Annotated in this window: 12 protein-coding genes; 5 read left to right on the top strand and 7 right to left on the bottom strand. The window is 36.1% G+C overall.

Annotation, left to right across the window (positions count from 1 at the left end):
• Positions 1 to 24 precede the first annotated feature (24 nt).
• On the bottom strand, positions 25 to 1074 hold the full coding sequence (rhaT, locus tag OZP07_RS02850) for an L-rhamnose/proton symporter RhaT (protein WP_281637220.1): 1050 nt from the start codon (positions 1072 to 1074) through the stop codon (positions 25 to 27).
• 522 nt (positions 1075 to 1596) lie between these two features.
• Between rhaT and OZP07_RS02845 the strand changes: the two genes are divergently transcribed.
• The 5 genes from OZP07_RS02845 (at position 1597) to OZP07_RS02825 (ending at position 6000) form a co-directional block, all read left to right on the top strand.
• On the top strand, positions 1597 to 2637 hold the full coding sequence (locus OZP07_RS02845) for a GntR family transcriptional regulator (protein WP_194641101.1): 1041 nt from the start codon (positions 1597 to 1599) through the stop codon (positions 2635 to 2637).
• Between the two features lie 29 nt (positions 2638 to 2666).
• Positions 2667 to 4358, top strand: a complete 1692-nt coding sequence (locus tag OZP07_RS02840) for a glycoside hydrolase family 28 protein (protein WP_281637219.1) — start codon at positions 2667 to 2669, stop codon at positions 4356 to 4358.
• A 265-nt stretch (positions 4359 to 4623) separates the two neighbouring features.
• Positions 4624 to 4911, top strand: a complete 288-nt coding sequence (locus tag OZP07_RS02835) for a hypothetical protein (RefSeq protein WP_281637218.1) — start codon at positions 4624 to 4626, stop codon at positions 4909 to 4911.
• 95 nt (positions 4912 to 5006) lie between these two features.
• On the top strand, positions 5007 to 5402 hold the full coding sequence (locus OZP07_RS02830; protein WP_281637217.1) for a ribosomal maturation YjgA family protein: 396 nt from the start codon (positions 5007 to 5009) through the stop codon (positions 5400 to 5402).
• A 40-nt stretch (positions 5403 to 5442) separates the two neighbouring features.
• Positions 5443 to 6000: a hypothetical protein gene (locus OZP07_RS02825; RefSeq protein ID WP_281637216.1), complete on the top strand. Its 558-nt coding sequence runs from the start codon at positions 5443 to 5445 to the stop codon at positions 5998 to 6000.
• A gap of 45 nt (positions 6001 to 6045) precedes the next feature.
• On the opposite strand, the gene OZP07_RS02820 is transcribed toward OZP07_RS02825, so the two are convergent.
• The 6 genes from OZP07_RS02820 to OZP07_RS02795 form a co-directional block, all read right to left on the bottom strand.
• Positions 6046 to 7260, bottom strand: coding sequence for a glycoside hydrolase family 88 protein (locus OZP07_RS02820; RefSeq protein ID WP_194641106.1), 1215 nt, complete (start codon positions 7258 to 7260; stop codon positions 6046 to 6048).
• Between the two features lie 4 nt (positions 7261 to 7264).
• Positions 7265 to 8596 carry a BNR repeat-containing protein gene (locus OZP07_RS02815; RefSeq protein ID WP_281637215.1) on the bottom strand — a complete coding sequence of 444 codons (1332 nt, stop codon included), beginning with the start codon at positions 8594 to 8596 and terminating at the stop codon, positions 7265 to 7267.
• Between the two features lie 164 nt (positions 8597 to 8760).
• On the bottom strand, positions 8761 to 9141 hold the full coding sequence (locus OZP07_RS02810; protein WP_281637214.1) for a hypothetical protein: 381 nt from the start codon (positions 9139 to 9141) through the stop codon (positions 8761 to 8763).
• A 132-nt stretch (positions 9142 to 9273) separates the two neighbouring features.
• Entirely contained in the window at positions 9274 to 11133 is a 1860-nt protein-coding gene (locus OZP07_RS02805) for a rhamnogalacturonan lyase (protein WP_281637213.1), read from the bottom strand.
• A gap of 106 nt (positions 11134 to 11239) precedes the next feature.
• On the bottom strand, positions 11240 to 13435 hold the full coding sequence (locus OZP07_RS02800; protein WP_281637212.1) for a hypothetical protein: 2196 nt from the start codon (positions 13433 to 13435) through the stop codon (positions 11240 to 11242).
• Positions 13436 to 13519: 84 nt separating this feature from the next.
• Positions 13520 to 17155, bottom strand: coding sequence for a DUF4450 domain-containing protein (locus OZP07_RS02795; protein WP_281637211.1), 3636 nt, complete (start codon positions 17153 to 17155; stop codon positions 13520 to 13522).
• Positions 17156 to 17305: the final 150 nt, after the last annotated feature.

Here is a 17305-nt window from a genome sequence, read left to right as displayed (position 1 = left end):
TTTAAATTTTGTTATTGTGTGTTATTATAGTGAATTGCCAATTCCTACTAATACAATCGAAAGCATAATCAATCCAATTCCTAATAAGAAAGTATTAAATGTTTTTTTGGAAACTCCAGACCATTCTTTTAAATAAAATCCCCAGAAGTTAGCAGTCAAAATAATTGTTGCCATGTGCAGAATCCAAGAACTTGCTCCGTTTCCTAATTTGCTTTCACCCATACCATAAAAGAAGAACTGCAAAAACCACATCGTTCCTGCCAAAGCCGAAAACATAACGTTCTTACTTATTGGAGCTGCCGTATTAGTGTAATCACCAAAAGTTTTGTTTTTAAAATTAAGATAGATACACCAAATAAAGTTTGTAGTCAATCCGCCCCAAAGCACAACGATATAAGTTACATTGTTTTGGAACAAAGGATTACAGCCGCTAACCACAGCTGCTTCAGCAAGAGGTTTCCCTACTTCTATTCCAAAATTGAAAAAAGAGCTTAATATTCCAGAAATCACTGCAATAATCAAACCCTTTACTAAACTAAAATCCCTGTCTTTATCCTCATGTCCTACTGCAAAATCTTTCTCTTTAAGCATTCCAGCTTTTCCAGAAATCGCAATTCCAATCAAACAGACCAAAACTCCAAGCAAAACCAATTTACCTCCAGAGCTGGCAAGCATTTCTGTAAAAGAAACTTTCCCTTCTGATGGATAAAAATTATAATAGATTGACGGAACTAATGCTCCAAAAGCAGAACAAAAACCCAATACTATTGAATTCCCTAATGACATTCCCAAGTAACGGACACCAAGACCATATGTAAGTCCTCCAATTCCCCAAATCAGTCCCATCGAAAAAGCAAGCGCTTTTATAGAAGGTGAAGCCACACTAATAATTTCAGCAAAATTAGGTATGGTCAGATAAGCCGCAATCGGCGGAACAATTAACCAAGAAAAAAAACCACCTATCAGCCAATAGCTTTCCCAAGCCCAGCCTTTAACTTTTTTGAAAGGCATATAGAAACTGCCCGATGAAAATCCGCCGATAGAATGAAAAAGAATTCCGAGTATTGATTCCATTTATTAAATTGTTTTTTGGTTAATTGGTTATAGTTTAGGATTGTAAAATAATAGAATAGAAAAAAGATAACTATCCTGTACTATCCTTTAATCTGAATCATTTTTTATCATCATTCAATAAGTTTTTATTTTAAAAAAGTGTTAAGGGTATTTTAAACCTCTCATTCAAAATAAAATACTCCCAAAAAAAAGGGCTTCAACACTAATAATGATATTTTAACCTTATTTTATTTTACTTTAAATTTTTAAGTGTTAATTTTAAATAATCATTAAAATTTTATTCGTAATTATTACGAAATACTAATTTTAAGGTTTATATTTGTGCAATCGATTACATGTTTGATTTTATGCTGATAAGACAATACATTTAATTTAGTTTGCTGCATATTTTTAAAACAAATCGATTATTCAGATAAATCCATAAATACCATTTTTAGCCATTGGCTGACGGGATAAAAAACAAATTTAAAGTTTCGTTTTCTTTATATATTTTTGGAGAAAAAACATCTAAAAGCGAAAGCTATGATAAAGATTATTAACATTGACGAGGACTCGCGCGTACCAAAATACAAGCAGATTGTTGATTCAATTTTAACTAATATTGGCAATGGAAGTTTAAAAATAAATCAAAAAATTCCATCGATTAATAGTTTTAGTGAAGAGTTTTATATGTCTAGAGATACTGTTGAAAAGGCATATAACATTTTAAAAGAACGAAAAATCATTACTTCAATCCGGGGAAAAGGATATTATATTACACAGACCAAACTGGTTTCGAAAGTAAATGTGCTGTTTGTCTATAATAAATTAAGTTCCTATAAAATGGCAACTTATAATTCTTTTATTGACGCCATTGGAGCCAATGCCCACACCGATCTTCAGATTTATCACTGTGATGAAACACTGTTTCTGAATCTCCTTGACAAATACGAAGGTGCATATGATTACTACATAATTACTACTCATTTTAAAACTGACAAATTAAAACACAGCAGTTATACTGATGCGGTTATTAACGCGATTAATAAAATTCCTAAGGAAAAACTGATTATTATGGATAATATCAAGTTGGGAATTAACAATGATGTTATTAAAATTTATCAGGATTTTGAAAATGATATTTACAATGCACTGAAAGAAGGTTTAGACAAAATAAAAAACTATACCCGGATAATTTTAGTATATCCGGAGAAAGCTGTCTATCCATACCCTAGAAGAATCCTGCATGGTTTCAAGAAATTCTGCGTCGAATTCGAAATCAATTATGAGATTTTAGATGAAATATATGATGACATTATTCTTAAAAAAGGAGATTTATTCATCACCATCGAAGAATCAGATCTGGTAAATCTGGTGAAACAGATCAGAGACAACCAAATGAAACTAGGCAAACACATTGGCGTTATCTCTTATAACGATACACCACTGAAAGAACTATTGGGCATTACTGTAATATCAACAGATTTTAAAATAATGGGGGAAACTGCAGCGCAGATGATTTTAAACAAAGAAATCGGACAGGTAAAAGTTCCGTTTAATTTCATCGACAGAAGATCCATTTAAAACTTAAAACAGCAACACTTTACAAAACAATGAAATTTAAATTAAATCAATTATTATTTCTTGCATTTGCAGTCACATTCTCAAATTGCCCCATAAATATTCAGGCACAAAATAATGGTTCGTCAAAAGATTCTTATAGCGGCATTGAATTTAAAATGAACAAAATAAACGAGCCAAAAATTCCAAATAATACTGTAAACATTGCAGATTTTGGAGCTGTAAACGGCGGAACCGTTTTATGTACCAAAGCTTTTGCAGATGCTATTGACGCTGTTTCCAAAAAAGGAGGAGGAAAAGTAATCATTCCTCCGGGAATGTGGCTTACTGGTCCAATTATTCTAAAAAGCAATATCGAACTGCATGCACAAAGAGGAGCACTGATTAAATTTTCGACTGATAAAAATCTGTATCCAATTATTGAAACCAGTTTTGAAGGATTAAATACCTGGCGCTGTATCTCTCCTATTTACGGCAAAAACCTTGAAAACGTAGCTTTTACAGGAAACGGTGTTTATGACGGTTCGGGCGAAGTGTGGAGAATGGTAAAAAAAGGCAAATTGACCGAAAGCCAATGGAATGATTTTGTAAAGTCCGGCGGCGTTTTAAACGATAAAAAAACAAGCTGGTATCCATCTGAGCAATATGTAAAAGGAAACCAAAACGCTGATCAAAATGTACGCGCTGATTTAAAAACCAAAGAACAGTTTGAAGAAATCCGCGATTTTCTTCGTCCGGTAATGGTCAGCATTCAAAACAGTAAACGTGTTTTATTTGACGGACCTGTTTTTCAAAATTCACCAGCCTGGAACATCCATCCCTTGATGGTCGAAGATTTAATTATCCGCAACACAACAGTACGTAACCCTTGGTATTCTCAAAACGGGGACGGCCTGGACGTAGAATCCTGCAAAAATGTATTAGTAGAAAATTCCAGTTTTGATGTTGGTGACGATGCGATCTGCATTAAATCCGGGAAAGACAAAGACGGACGCGATCGTGGTGTTCCCTGCGAAAACATCATTATCAGAAACAACATTGTGTATCATGGACATGGCGGTGTAACCGTAGGAAGCGAAATGTCCGGTGGTGTAAAAAACATGCATGTTTCCAACTGTACTTTTATGGGAACAGATGTTGGTCTGCGTTTTAAAAGTAACCGCGGACGCGGCGGTGTGGTAGAAAACATCTTTATTTCGGATATATATATGAATAGTATTCCATCACAGGCCATTTCATTCGACTTATATTATGGCGGAAAATCGATTGCCGAAAAACTAGCCGAAGGAGAAACAAACACCGTAACTACAGCCATTCCTGTTGATGAAAAAACGCCTCAGTTTAAAAACATCGTTATTAAAAACATTTATATAAATGGCGCACAGCAGGCAGTATTCTTACAAGGATTGCCAGAAATGAATTTAGAAAATATCGAAATTTCGAATTTAACAGGTAAAGCTGACAAAGGTTTTTCTATCATTGATGCAAACGGAATTAAACTTAACAACATCAATTTGGACATTGCAGACAGTACAATTTTTGATATTTACAATGGAAAAAATATGTCACTGAAAAACATCAGTTTCAATTCAGATTCTCCAAAAGCAGTTACGATAGATGGTGAAGCCAGCAAGAATATTGAATTGGTATCGAATGCAAAAACTGACTTTAGCAAAAAAACCACGATTGGTGATAAAGTAGCTAAAAGTGCTGTAAAAATGTAAGCATATCGTTTTTTATAGATTTAAAAAAAAAGGCAATTTTACCAAGCGATAGAATTGCCTTTTTTAGTTATTTTTAAAAAAATTACATTCAGAACTAATGATATTTTATTTGTTTTTAAATAAGAAATGCCGACCAAATCCTATCGATTATTTACGGTTGTTTTTTATACATTAGCAACATAACTGAAATTCTTTTTAACTAAATTTTACAAATTGAATAATTGGCAATAATATTGTCATAAAACTTAAAAAATTATTGTTCATTATGAAGAAAAAAAATATTCGTTATTCCTTTATAACTTTATTTTCAGTCTTTTTATTTTTGTGCTTTAATTCTATTAGTAGTAAACCAAATGGTTATGATACATCTCAACAAAGCATTACTGAAAGTGAAAGTAAAGGAAAATTTATCCCTGAACAAAAAAAAGATTACATCTTCACGACAATAGAAGTGGAAAATCAATTTATCGAAATTACCATTGTAAGTTTATTAATTATAACAGCAATTATTATCATTCGAAAAAAATCAAGAACTAACAAAAATAGGATTTAATTAAATTTCCAGACTTTTACACCTTAAAATATTCTGTTATGAGAAAAATTTGTCTCCGACGTAATTAAACGTTTTATTTTATCAAAACTAAAATATTGATTAACAACTATTCAAAACCTATGCTGGCATTCAACAGAAAATACTTCTTCTTAACAATTCTAATTTTTATCATAGAGGTTTTAATTGCATTATACCTTCATGATGAGATTATTCGCCCGTATATCGGCGATGTATTGGTTGTGATTCTGATTTACTGTTTTATAAAATCATTTTTAAAATTACCTGTTTTACCCCTTGCAATATTCGTTTTACTATTTTCGTTTAGTATAGAATTTCTTCAGTATTTAAATATTGTTGAAAAACTCGGTCTGCAAAAATCAAAGCTGGCCAGAACAGTTATTGGCACATCATTTGCCTGGATTGATTTAGTATGCTATATTGCGGGAATTATTATTGTTCTTATTACAGAGAAAGTTTCTGCAAAAAATTGAAACACAGTATTTAAGAGCTTTCAGAAAAAAAATAAAAAAAATGAAAAAGTTTATTATCATAGTAGTTTTAATTTTAACAGCTAATGCTTTTGGCCAGAAGAAAACTGAAAATTCACAGGCAATTTCGGAACAGGACACTATTATTAAAGTCGTTCAAGTAATTAAATACAAAGGCGGGAAAAAACCTGCTTACTTTTTGAATGGAGAACTTGTCAATCAAAGTATCTCTAATTTTTTAGACCCAAATAAAATTGAAAGCGTCAAAGTTGAAAAAGGAGATATTGACATTAACAACACTAAATATTCCGGCAAAATTACAATTGAAACAAAAAAGGATTACAAGCCAAATTTAATCTCCCTGAACGAACTCAGAAAAAGATACACAACAGTGCAGGAAAACGCCGTAATTTATCAGATTGACAATGAAATAATTGATGCTGACTATGATAAATATGTCATAGACAAAAATTATATCTTAAAAATAACTATCAATAAACTTGAAAATCCAAATCTAACTGTCATAAAAGTAATCAGTAAATCAGAGGAAAACATCAAGAAATCAAACGAAATAATAATTCGAGGCGACAGCATTCGTTAAACTAGCTTTTCCCTAAAACCTTAAAAACTAAACTTTTTGACAAATCTATTTAAACTTCGGATTTGTTTTCACCAGTGCTTTATAACGCATCATCGCTTCTACCAAATAATAATCGCCATACGTGAGCGGTGTATCGATTTCGGTTTTCTTAGGCATGTTCCCTACTCCGTGTTTCAGCAAAAAACCGCCGTTCGTTCCCACTGCCGCAAAATATTCCGGCGTTAATAAATTAGATAAAATTATTTTGGCCGAATCATAATAACGTATTCCGTCTTTTTTATCTGCATAACCGCCTAACTCCAATAAAGCTGAAGCAATTAATGAAGCCGCAGAAGAATCCCGTAAAGCATTAGGAATATTAGGAGCGTTAAAATCCCAATAAGGAATTTTATCTGCCGGCAGATTCGGGTGGCTTAAAATATAATTGGCAATGTTTTTTGCCTGATTTAAATACTTTACATCTTTTGTTTCTCGGTACATTACAACATATCCGTACAATCCCCAGCCCTGTCCTCTCGCCCAAGACGAATCATCGGCTGCACCTTGATTAGTGATTTGTTTGGTAACTTTTCCAGACTCTGTATTGTAAACCACTTCATGATAGGAGCTGTAATCTTTTCGAAAATGATTAACCATCGTTTTATCGGCATGCTGAACAGCAATTTTATAATACGTACTGTCTCCGCTGTGTTTTGCTGCCCAGAATAAAAGCTCCAGATTCATCATATTATCAATAATCACAGGAGATTCTTCATTTGAAGCATGATTCCATGGTGCGCTGTCCCATGATTTGATACAGCCTGTTTTTGGATTGAAACGGCTTGCCAATGATTTGGCACTGTTCATTAATATCGCTTCATACTCTTTACTGGGATGCAGCCTTTCTGCATTTCCAAAACTGCAATACATCATAAAACCCAAATCGTGTGTAGTGGTATTGAACTGTTCTTTTTTCAGATCTTCCATTACGTTTAGTGCTACCTTTTTTAATTCGGGAGCTCCTTTTGCCTCATCCAGATACAGCAGCGTCCCAGGATAGAAACCACTGCACCACCAGCCGGAATCAGATGTTTCCAGTTGATTTTTATCTGCAAAATAAGTTTTAGGATACTTTCCCACACTCACTTGTCTGCTCAAATAAGCATATTGCTGTATTGCCGTCTGCAGTGCCACATTTATTTTTTCTTCTAAATTTTGTTTCCGAAAACCAGCCGAAACAAAAAACACAGCCACAATTATCAATAAGCAATACTTCTTCATATAATTATTTATTTATAGGTATTTTTTTTAATTCAATAACCCGCACGGCTTGAGGTTCTGTATCTGCCAATCCCTCACCATCGGCCTGACTTACATTTTGAGAAAAAATATGCAGCTCTGACTTTTCCTTCCACAATTCTTTATCAAAATTAGGCTCCCACTGCCCTACAGAATAATTGATAACATCCGTAAGTTTCCATTGCTTTTTTTCTAAATTGGCGCTAGCCAAAGTAATTTTATTTGCTCTTTCCTCATCTCTAAAAAGTAAATAAAGCATTGACTTGCTAACCAAAATTTCAGGGCGCGAAATAGGAATTTTTTTTGTTCCTCCTCCTCCCAGCGTAAAAGGTTTGCTGTGAAAATCAGTATCCATTTTATTCCATTTTCCCTTATCCAGATACACCACTTTATACTGAGGAATCCCGTTATCATCCCAATAACCTGCAATATACGGATTTCCCTGCATATCCACTGTCATAGAAGTCTGATTAATTAAACTGCTTTTTTCAGGCACTTTCCAGGCAATTTCTGCGCTGGTTTTTGTTATTGGCAGACTGTATTTTTCGCCGGTAGATTTTTCCCAAGTCTGCCCGCCATCTGCTGAAAAAGCATAACAGATATCATGATTAGTCGAAACATCCCAGCTCTCACGCCAAACCCAAGAAATATAAATTCCTTTTTTGCTCACGAACATCTGCCAATAAGCAGAGCGCTGATTTTCGCCGTCAATAAAATTATTCTGCAGCGGACTCCATTTCTGAGTTTTCACATCATATGTTTTCAAAATCAAATTTCCTCTGCCCGAAGCTCCAGATCGGTAAAAAAATAAAAGCTTTCCGTTTGGCAGATTATGAAATTCGGGATAGGTCACCTTGGCTTCGTCACTGCCAGTCATCGGCTGCTCTTCACTCAATTCCAGACTAAAAGGTGCTTTGCCTTTAGCATAGCGCAGACGGGTATCATGCTGATCCCAGCTTACATGAAGGAAACCGTCAGTGTCAACCGCGATACTTATGCTGTTATGAGCATCTTTAACGTTGCCACCGTATGGAGTAATTACTGTCTGCCATTTTTTGGAACTCAGATTACGCTTTGCCAAAACCATTTTCCCGTCTGGATTGTAATAAGCAGTAAACTGCCAATTTTTAAAAGTGGTCAAAGCACTGTTTCTAAAAATTACAGTGTTAACAGAATTATTGCTCCAGCCCAAACCAATCTCGCTTTCCTCTGTTTTTAACTGCGCATTGCTGTAAAATGTAAACAAAAGCAACATCACAACAAGACTATTTGAAATAACAGCTTTACTATTGGTTTGTTTTTTTAAAATTTTGTCCATGGTTTTTTGGTTAGGTGATTAACTAACAAATGTAATTATAACATTTAAAAACACAGACCTGTACCTACCAGTATTTTATTAGATAGTCTATCTTAAAAAATGGCTGAATTTAGTTTGTCTTTTTATTTAAACAGCTCATTCAAGGATAATAATAACAGATTGTTTTAATCCTTAATCAGTGACAAAGTCAGCTTCCCGTATTGGTTTTGAGAATCATTCGCATTAATTTGATAGGTATAATTTCCAGGTTCAAGAAGTGTCTCTCCAACATAATCTATTGGCTGCAGGGTATATGTTTTTCCATTAATTACCAGCTCAACGAAAGCGTATCTATAAGCTGCCGCAAAAACTTTATAATCCGATTTTTTACCTGATTTTAAATTCTCGAAGCTTACCTCTCCACTGGTAGTATTTACCTTAATGTTTTGAAAATCGAATTGACTGACATTGGACAATCGAATTTTTAATCCAGATGAATCTTCATCATCGTTTGAGCAGCTAATGAATACTGCAATCGAAATAATTAACACTAGTATTTTTTTCATAATCAGAGTTTTATTACTAGATGCTAAAAATGCGACATAGTTGCGTTAATAGATTTAAAATTAAAAGCAAAAAAAAGGCAATTTTACATAGCCGTAAAATTGCCTTTTCCATAATCCTTAAAAAATTAATTTTTAATGTGTTTTTACCAAAACGATATCAGGTTTCGGAGCAGGTTTCATTCCTTTGCCCATATAAAAACTAGCATGTGGCGGCTGATTGTAGCCTACATTCTGCCAGGCAATGCTTAAACGGTATTGCGGATCGTGCATTAAAGTATACTGCCTGATATCCGTTGGAATTGTAGTGCTGTAGATTCTTAATTCAGTATTATCAGTGCTTCGCAAAATTAATTCTTCTCTCCAATCACCTAAAATATCAGCTGACAAACCAGGAGTCGATTTCGTTCCATTATTGGATTGTGCACCTTCGGCTGTAAATAATCTTCCTTTTCCGTATTTGTCAATATAATTAGAGTTGAGAAGTTCACGGGAAGCATCCCCATCCCAATAAATTAAAAAATTAGCAGCTCTTGGAGATTCCCCAATTTCATTTCCTTTTATGTCATACAAAAATTTAGAACCAGACCACCACATTTGAGCTCCAGCTCTGGTATTGTCAATATTATCCGCTACACCTCTGCCTACATCTTCATCATTCATGGCTGTAAATAATGTTTTCCCGTTTGCTGCCGAAAAAAGAGCAACACCTGGACCTTTTGTTCCTTCTTCAATTTCATGAACACCAAAGACTTCCAAACCTGGAATTTCTGGATCCAAATCACTCACATGCAAAGCATCTCCGTGACGATAGCCCGTTGTATACAATCCTTTGCCATTATCATCGACACACATCGAACCATAAATAATTTCATCTTTCCCGTCCGCATCTACATCGGCAACTGAAAGTCCGTGATTACCCATTCCGGAATAAGGACTTTTACCGTCTTTGGTATCAAAAACCCATCGTGAAGTTAATTTCTTATCTTTAAAATCCCATGCTGCCAAAACTATTCTTCCATAATACCCTCGGCACATTACCACACTCGGATGAACGCCGTCCAAATAAGCCACACAAGCCGTAAAACGGTCAACTCTGTTACCACTGGCATCATTTCCTCCGTTACCGCCTCTGCCTCCCCAAGCGCCAATATCTCCTCTTTCGGCAATGTAATCTACGGTTGTAACCGCACTTCCTGTTCTTCCGTCAAAAACAGTAAGATATTCCGGCCCCTTTAAAATTTTACCAAAAGTTCCAGACTTCTCGTCAGTATCTCTCCAGTCTTTTGATGCATCGCCAATTACTTTACCAGTTCCGTCTACAGATCCATCGGCGGTTTTGCAGACAATTTCGGCGATACCGTCACCATCTAAATCGTATACCATAAACTGAGTGTAATGTGCTCCTTCTCTAATGTTTTTACCCAGATTTATTTCCCATAAAAATCTGCCTTCAAGCGTATAAGCCTGCAGAACAACCGGATCTGTCAAACCTTTATGCGAATTATCATGTCCGACTCCCGTCATGTGCACTACTAATTCATATTGCCCGTCACCATTCAGATCACCCACCGAAATATCATTGGCAGTATATCCGTTTATCGCTTTCAGCGGAATAGACAGATAATCTTTTACTGCTGCATTGGCTGTAATAGTAAAACTTCCTTTTTCTTCTTTTTCTTTACCATTTACAACCGTTTTTACAAACCAGGTATTATTTTCATTTGCCTTTGCAGTTTCATCGATGAAATTGGCGGCTCCGGTAATTGGTTTTTCATTAAGCAGAATGGCATTTCCTATTTCACTTTTTCTATATAAATTAAAAGCTAAATCGTCAGGATCTGTTCCCAAAACCCGCCAGCTGATAAAGAATTTTCCATTTTGATTAATGGAAATAATCCCTCTGTCTAAATTTTCCATCTGTCTCTGACCAAAAACAGAAAACCCAATTAGAAACAACAATAGATTCCATTTTAGCGGCTTAACTTTTGACATATTTTATCTTTTAAAACGAATTAGTATAAGAAAATTTATTGTAGTGAAATTTCTCCTTCCATAGAAAGACAATCTTTTATACTAGACTGTTTATTGAATGGATGGTTTAAAACATTTTCTGAAAACCTTCACTTTTTACTTTCCAAGAACCGTCTTTCGGAAATCCCGGATTCGCTTCGGTCGTACCTTCCCAGCCTCCGCACATCATGGCAATAGCCGTCAGTAATCCTCCATTTCCTGGAAGATAAAGCGTCAGTCTTTCTGACTGATAATTGTGTCCGTTTTTTAGATACGTATTGGTAGTTACATTCATAAATAAAGCGTCAATTGCTTTTTCAGGAAGTCCTAAACGAGCTGCTGACATAGCGGTCATAGGGAAATCCCATCCCCACGTTTTTTGCCAGGACCAGGTATCCCAAATCAGATCGAAGGTGTTTTTCATTATTTTTTTATCCAATAAAGACGTTTCAGGGAGCATCCCGAAAGTTCCCAAAACCGATGGATGATCTGTTTTGAATTCTGGATTAGTATACGAATCGGGAGCACTTTCAGCCGCCAGATACACATTGTTTTGAACAGCAAGCGGTGACAAATCTTTTAGTACCGCTTCCCATTTTTCAGGAACAGGCTGATTCATTTTCTTTTTCCATGCAATAGCTGTTTTCAATCCCCAGTTCCAATACGCCAATTCGTAAGTTGGGTTAAAAGTCTGCATCGCTACAAAACGCTCCTGTGCCGGAATTACTCCTGGCCCTAACATATAACGCTTTTTTTCTTTGTCATAAAAAACAAACGAAGCCATAAAATCAGCAGTAGCAAAAACACGTTCGCTGTATTTTTTCAAAGTAGCTTCTGATTGAGATGATTGATACAATAACTCAGCATAAGTAATAAAATGAGGCTGCTGCCAAATCAAAAATGCTCCCACAGACGACGGAGTTTCGTTGCCGTCAGGATCGGTCATTTTCTGCCATCTTGCTCCTTCGAAACCTTGCCTCTGCGCTATTTTTTTGGCTTTGTCAAAAGCGTTTTGGTACCAGCCTAAGGTGTTCTCTAAATATTCCGGTCTGTTCCAAAGCGCGAAATGAACGCCGTGCCACCAGTGCATTTCTAAGTGCGGTTTTCCGTACCAGCTGTTGTAAGTCAGTCCTGTTTCCTGCGGAGGCAGAGAACCGGCACATTGTATTTTGGTCAGGTATTGCGAAAGTACAATTCTGCGCTCCAATTCATTAGCGCGTTTATCGGTGCTTCCTGAAAAATCAACTGCGGCACCGCTTGTCCAAAATTTTTCCCAGCCGGCAATACTGCTTTTTTCAATAGCTGTAAAATCTGGAATGGATTCTTTATTTTTCTCGGTCTGAATAAACGAACAGCTCAATTCTAAACTGCTGCTGTTTGATGGCTCCAGTAAAAAATAATGTTTTGCTTTTTCTTTCACTGATGCTGTTCCTTTCCATTTCAGATTAATATCATACGAAATGCTGTCCATCAAGTGAGTAATAGTGGCTTCCGATTTGTTTTTGATTTTCAGATTGCTTTTATAATCCTGTTTTCCCCCCCATTTTTCCCCCATATCAGTTCCTGCAATAGCAACCGCCGAATTATTTACCTCTTGTTTTTCTTCCCATTTTGTCCCCATATCGCCCCAGAGTCCTGTTGGAAACGGGATGCGGACACGAATTTTCAAACGGCCTTGTTTGATTAAATCCGATTCAACTTTAAAACCCAAAGCATCTTTTTTCTGATCGCAGGCTGTAATTACTTTTACCGAAGTCCCTTCGATTTCAAAATAACTTTCAATTTTTCCTGTCCATAAATTCAGTTTCTGATTGATCGCTTTGATGTCATCTGGCTGAACTAAACTGCCGTCTTTTTTGGTGATTTCAAAACCAATATTTCCCAACTGCAGTAAATGCGGATTCTGACGAAACCATTCGACAGCTTCTTTTTTGTGTGCAGGTTCTTTAATCTGTGTCGAATACGAAACTTTTCTTCCGTACTGATCGACCTCTTTCAAAGTTTCCGAAAACTTATATCCGTTTACATTTTTATAACTGTCCCAGCCCCATTCAGCCTGAGTTCCTAATGGAATTCCCCTTTGATATTTTTCTGGAAAAGTCTGCATTCCTGTTACATCAGCAGTATAGGCAAATTTTCCGTTTCCAACACTCAGTGAAGCCAGAGTATCGATTTGTGAAATTTTGACATCGTGTCTCGTTACCACTGCCTTACGGTCAATTTTTTCTTGAGCGATCATCCCAACAGAAAACAATAAAATGTAAATAATCGAATATTTTTTCATAACTTTTTTATTTTTAAAATAGCACGCAGATTTCGCAGATTCAGCAGTTTTTTTTTAAATCCGTGTATTTCTTTTTTATTTAATTTATCTAATTAATGTCGCGCTCATCAGGCCAATAACTACATCATTGGCAATGGTTTGTATAGAAAAACTTTTCAGTGTTTTAGATGTATTCAAAGGAAGATCCAAAATGGTTCCTGCCCCGCCGTCAATACCATTATTAGCAAATCCTTTTATGGCTTTATAATCGTTGAAAGTGCGGGAAATAATTCCTGACTTCAGATAAACGCGCGGTGGTTTCGGGGCATTGGTAGTAAAAGCCAGTCCGTCAACAAAATAATCCTGCTCAATTGGCCACCAGTTCTCCGGATTTTTCAGTTCCAATTCTTCCGAAGAATCATCGGTATAATTAACGATTACTTTTCCATTTGTCATTCGGCTCTGCATTGGATTAGTAGAACCTGCCAGCATCAGATACAAATGTGAGGCTTTTCCTTTTAGCGGAATTACAGTCTTTTCAGGATAATTGTCCCACATCGATGTAAATACAATATTATTTTTAGCAGCATCCGATGGTGTTTCAAAAACGATTCCTTCCGGAGTCGTAATTTTCTCTGTTGCTTTGGCTTTAGCACGCAGACCGGAATCATCAATTTCTGGATTAATCATCGGATAACACCAGTTCCCAATTCCCTGCAAAGGCAGTTGCAGCGTAGGCGTTTTTGGACGAGGTGATTCATATTTTTGTTTAAAAATATCCGTCACTTTAGCATTAAAAAAAGGAGCTAATGAAACTGTTTCTGCCTTTAAAGTTTTGTTTTCAGGAATGTCCCAGCTGATAAATGAAAATGGATAAACTTCGCCATCAGCAGTTTTCAATTGGAAATTATTAGTTCCTGTAATCAGATTTTTTAATGGAATTGAAATAGTTTCAGTGCTGCTGGCTTTAATTGAAACTGCCTGCTGAATTTCATTTCCAAGCGAATTAAAAAGCATATTTCCATCGCCGGTTTTATTTGAATTATTCTGAACAAAAAGCAGTAAATCATTCGAATTTACTTCTTTTACAGTAACTTCAAATCTTGGTTTGCAGTTAACAGCGACAGGTTTCCACCAAATCATTTCGCCTTGCTGCAACTGTACAAAAAGTGTTTTATCTCCAATGCTGTTTACAATACCGGTAACTTTGTTTTCTGTTTTAGAAATGGAACTTAAAACCTTTTGCGGATCATAAACTTCAATGATTTTGGCATTTTTAGTTCCCAATACAAAAGCGTCTTTCGGATTGAAAATTTCTTTTGTTTTTATTTCTTCTAAAGCCTTAGTATCCCAATTTATTACAATGCTATATTTTTCGGAAAATGGTGTTTCAATTATAATTTCAGGTTTGCCTATTCCGTTTTTTGTAATGGTATAATTGGCTTTATTTCCATTAATGGTTACGCTGTTTATTTTTTCAAAAGCACTATTCACAATGAATTTCAAATCCATTTTTGACGCTAAACGATTCGTAATTTCATAAGAATCGGTATTTTTTTCTCTTTTGAAAGAAAAAGAAATATCAGGAATTTCTAATGAAGCCGAATCCCATTTTTCTGGAAATCCGGGTTTAATGGTGAGCTGATGCGCCAATGCATCCGGCTGAATTCCAAAAAGTCCTTCGACTAATGTTCTCGATGCCATTCCGATTGGATCGGCAAAATCACGGTACAATTCGCCGCGTATTGCATCTTGATGCATCAATTGTTCAAACCCGCCCGGTGAAGGACTTAAGTACATGCTTTCTACCAAGGCGCTTTCCCACATTTTAAACGCTTTTTCAGAATTGCCTCCCTGCCAGTACGCCAGCGAAGTGTGTAATTGTTCTGCCAAAGCCACATTATTGATTGACCAGGTATACGGCTGCCAATTGGTTGTTCCAATAACATACAAATCATTTTTATCCAAACCTTCTGCCTGAATCGGGATATGCGGAATCTGGGTGTCAACATAGCGAAGCATCTGATAATTCTGAAAAGGATCTGCTAATTCGGAATCGATAGTGTGGTAAATGCTCCATATTCCCGGAGTTTCGTGCAATAACTGCCTGCCCATGGCGTCTTTATATTCGGCAAAAATACCTTTCTCGGGAAGCCATAATTTATTGGCTGTGGCTTTGGCAATTTTGTCTGCTTCGCTTGTAAATGAATTTGGATTTTGCTGTAAAGCGGATGCAATTGTTGCTGCAGTTTTATTCGAATAATAATTATATGCTGACGAATGAATCACGCCTCCGCCACTGTACTGCAGGGCATCACTTGCCCAAATGGATGCATACGAATCATATAAACCGTCATTATCCACATCGAAATTTCGTTTTTCCCAATCGAGATGTCTTTGTAGAACAGGCCACATTTCTTTCATGAATTCGGTATCTCCTGTCCATTTAAAATGACGCAGCATCTGATCAAAGAAAACCAGATTCATATCGTAATGATGGGCAATTGTATTATTATCCGGCTTACGGCTGATGTAACCGCTGCTGAACATCGATGTTCCCATTTCTTCTTTTTGACGCGCCATATTCCGTTCGGCATCAAAAACGACAGGACCAGATAAAGGCTGTGTAACCTGCGAATGGCTGTAACTTGTAAAATGAGTTTTTGCTCTGTCGTGCCAGCCCAGAGGATCGGCTGTATAGGCGCCGCGCCAAGCATTTAAGTGCATACGCCAAGCCACCGCACCATGCAGATAAGCGGGACTTTCCCAAATTCCATCAGCTGCAATGGCTAGTGCCGAACCTAACGTATTTATATAAGGATCGGGTGTTGTTACTTTTACCCGGCTTGCTAATTCCTTCATATCCTGTGATGTTTTGGTAAACAGCCTGGCCAAATCGGTTTGATTATTTATTTTAGATTTTGCATCAGCATTCAGCGACCAATATAAATCTGTTTTTGAAATTGAACTGATTTTACCCACAATCAGATTTTGTTTGTCAGGAGCGGATGCAAATAATTCTAAAGGTGAATTTTGCTTTTCTGCATTCGCTAAATGAACTTCAGATGACGGAAACATTCCCAGCAGGCTTTTATCATTTCCTGCCTTTTGTTTATTCACTTCGGAACCATATTCCAATACAAAAGAATCCTTATTTATCGTGTATTGATTATTGGTACAATACTCGGGTTTTAAGTAAAAACCAGATTCCGGATCGGCTCCGATATCACCGTCACGGCTAAATTTTCTGCCACTGGCTCCGCCAAAAGCCCAGATTAAAGAAGCCTTTTTATCAATATCCAAACCAGAAACTTTCAATACAAGACCTTCTTCATCTTTCAGTGCAGCGATTTCAAGTTTCAGTTTTCCTCTGCCTAAAACAGCATCCTGAATTTCATAGTACATTTTTCCATTGGCATAACGCGCAGAAATGGAACTGGCTTCGGTAATCCATTTACTGCTCTTTCCATTGGATAACCCCAACTTTAAATTGCCTCCCATGCCGGGCATATACATAGCAAATTCCGGTAAATCGCCAGTTTCCACTCTGAAAGCAGTATTAGAGCCATACAAAGCACGATTGAATTTTCGGCTGCCATTTTTTAATAGAAAGCCATCACCATCCGGCACATAATGAATTTTGCGCGGTGCAGTTTTCTTTTCGCCTTTTTCCTGTCCAAAAAAGACTGTCGAAAGCATAATAAAAAACAGGCAAAACAGTAAAACAGCTTTAATTTTCATAAAATGTCTATAGGCAATATTAAACTTTTCTACATTTTTTTATTCCTATTAAATATCTCTTTAAATAGAGACTAAAATCAGCTTCCTAATTACTAAAAAGTAAAAAAAACGCACTTTAAATAATAATTAATAACGCAATATTGCTGTTTT

Origin of the sequence: Flavobacterium marginilacus (assembly GCF_026870155.1) — a bacterium.
Lineage (GTDB): Bacteria > Bacteroidota > Bacteroidia > Flavobacteriales > Flavobacteriaceae > Flavobacterium > Flavobacterium marginilacus.
Note: the sequence above shows the minus strand (reverse complement) of the source record. Positions and strands in the feature narration are given on the sequence as shown.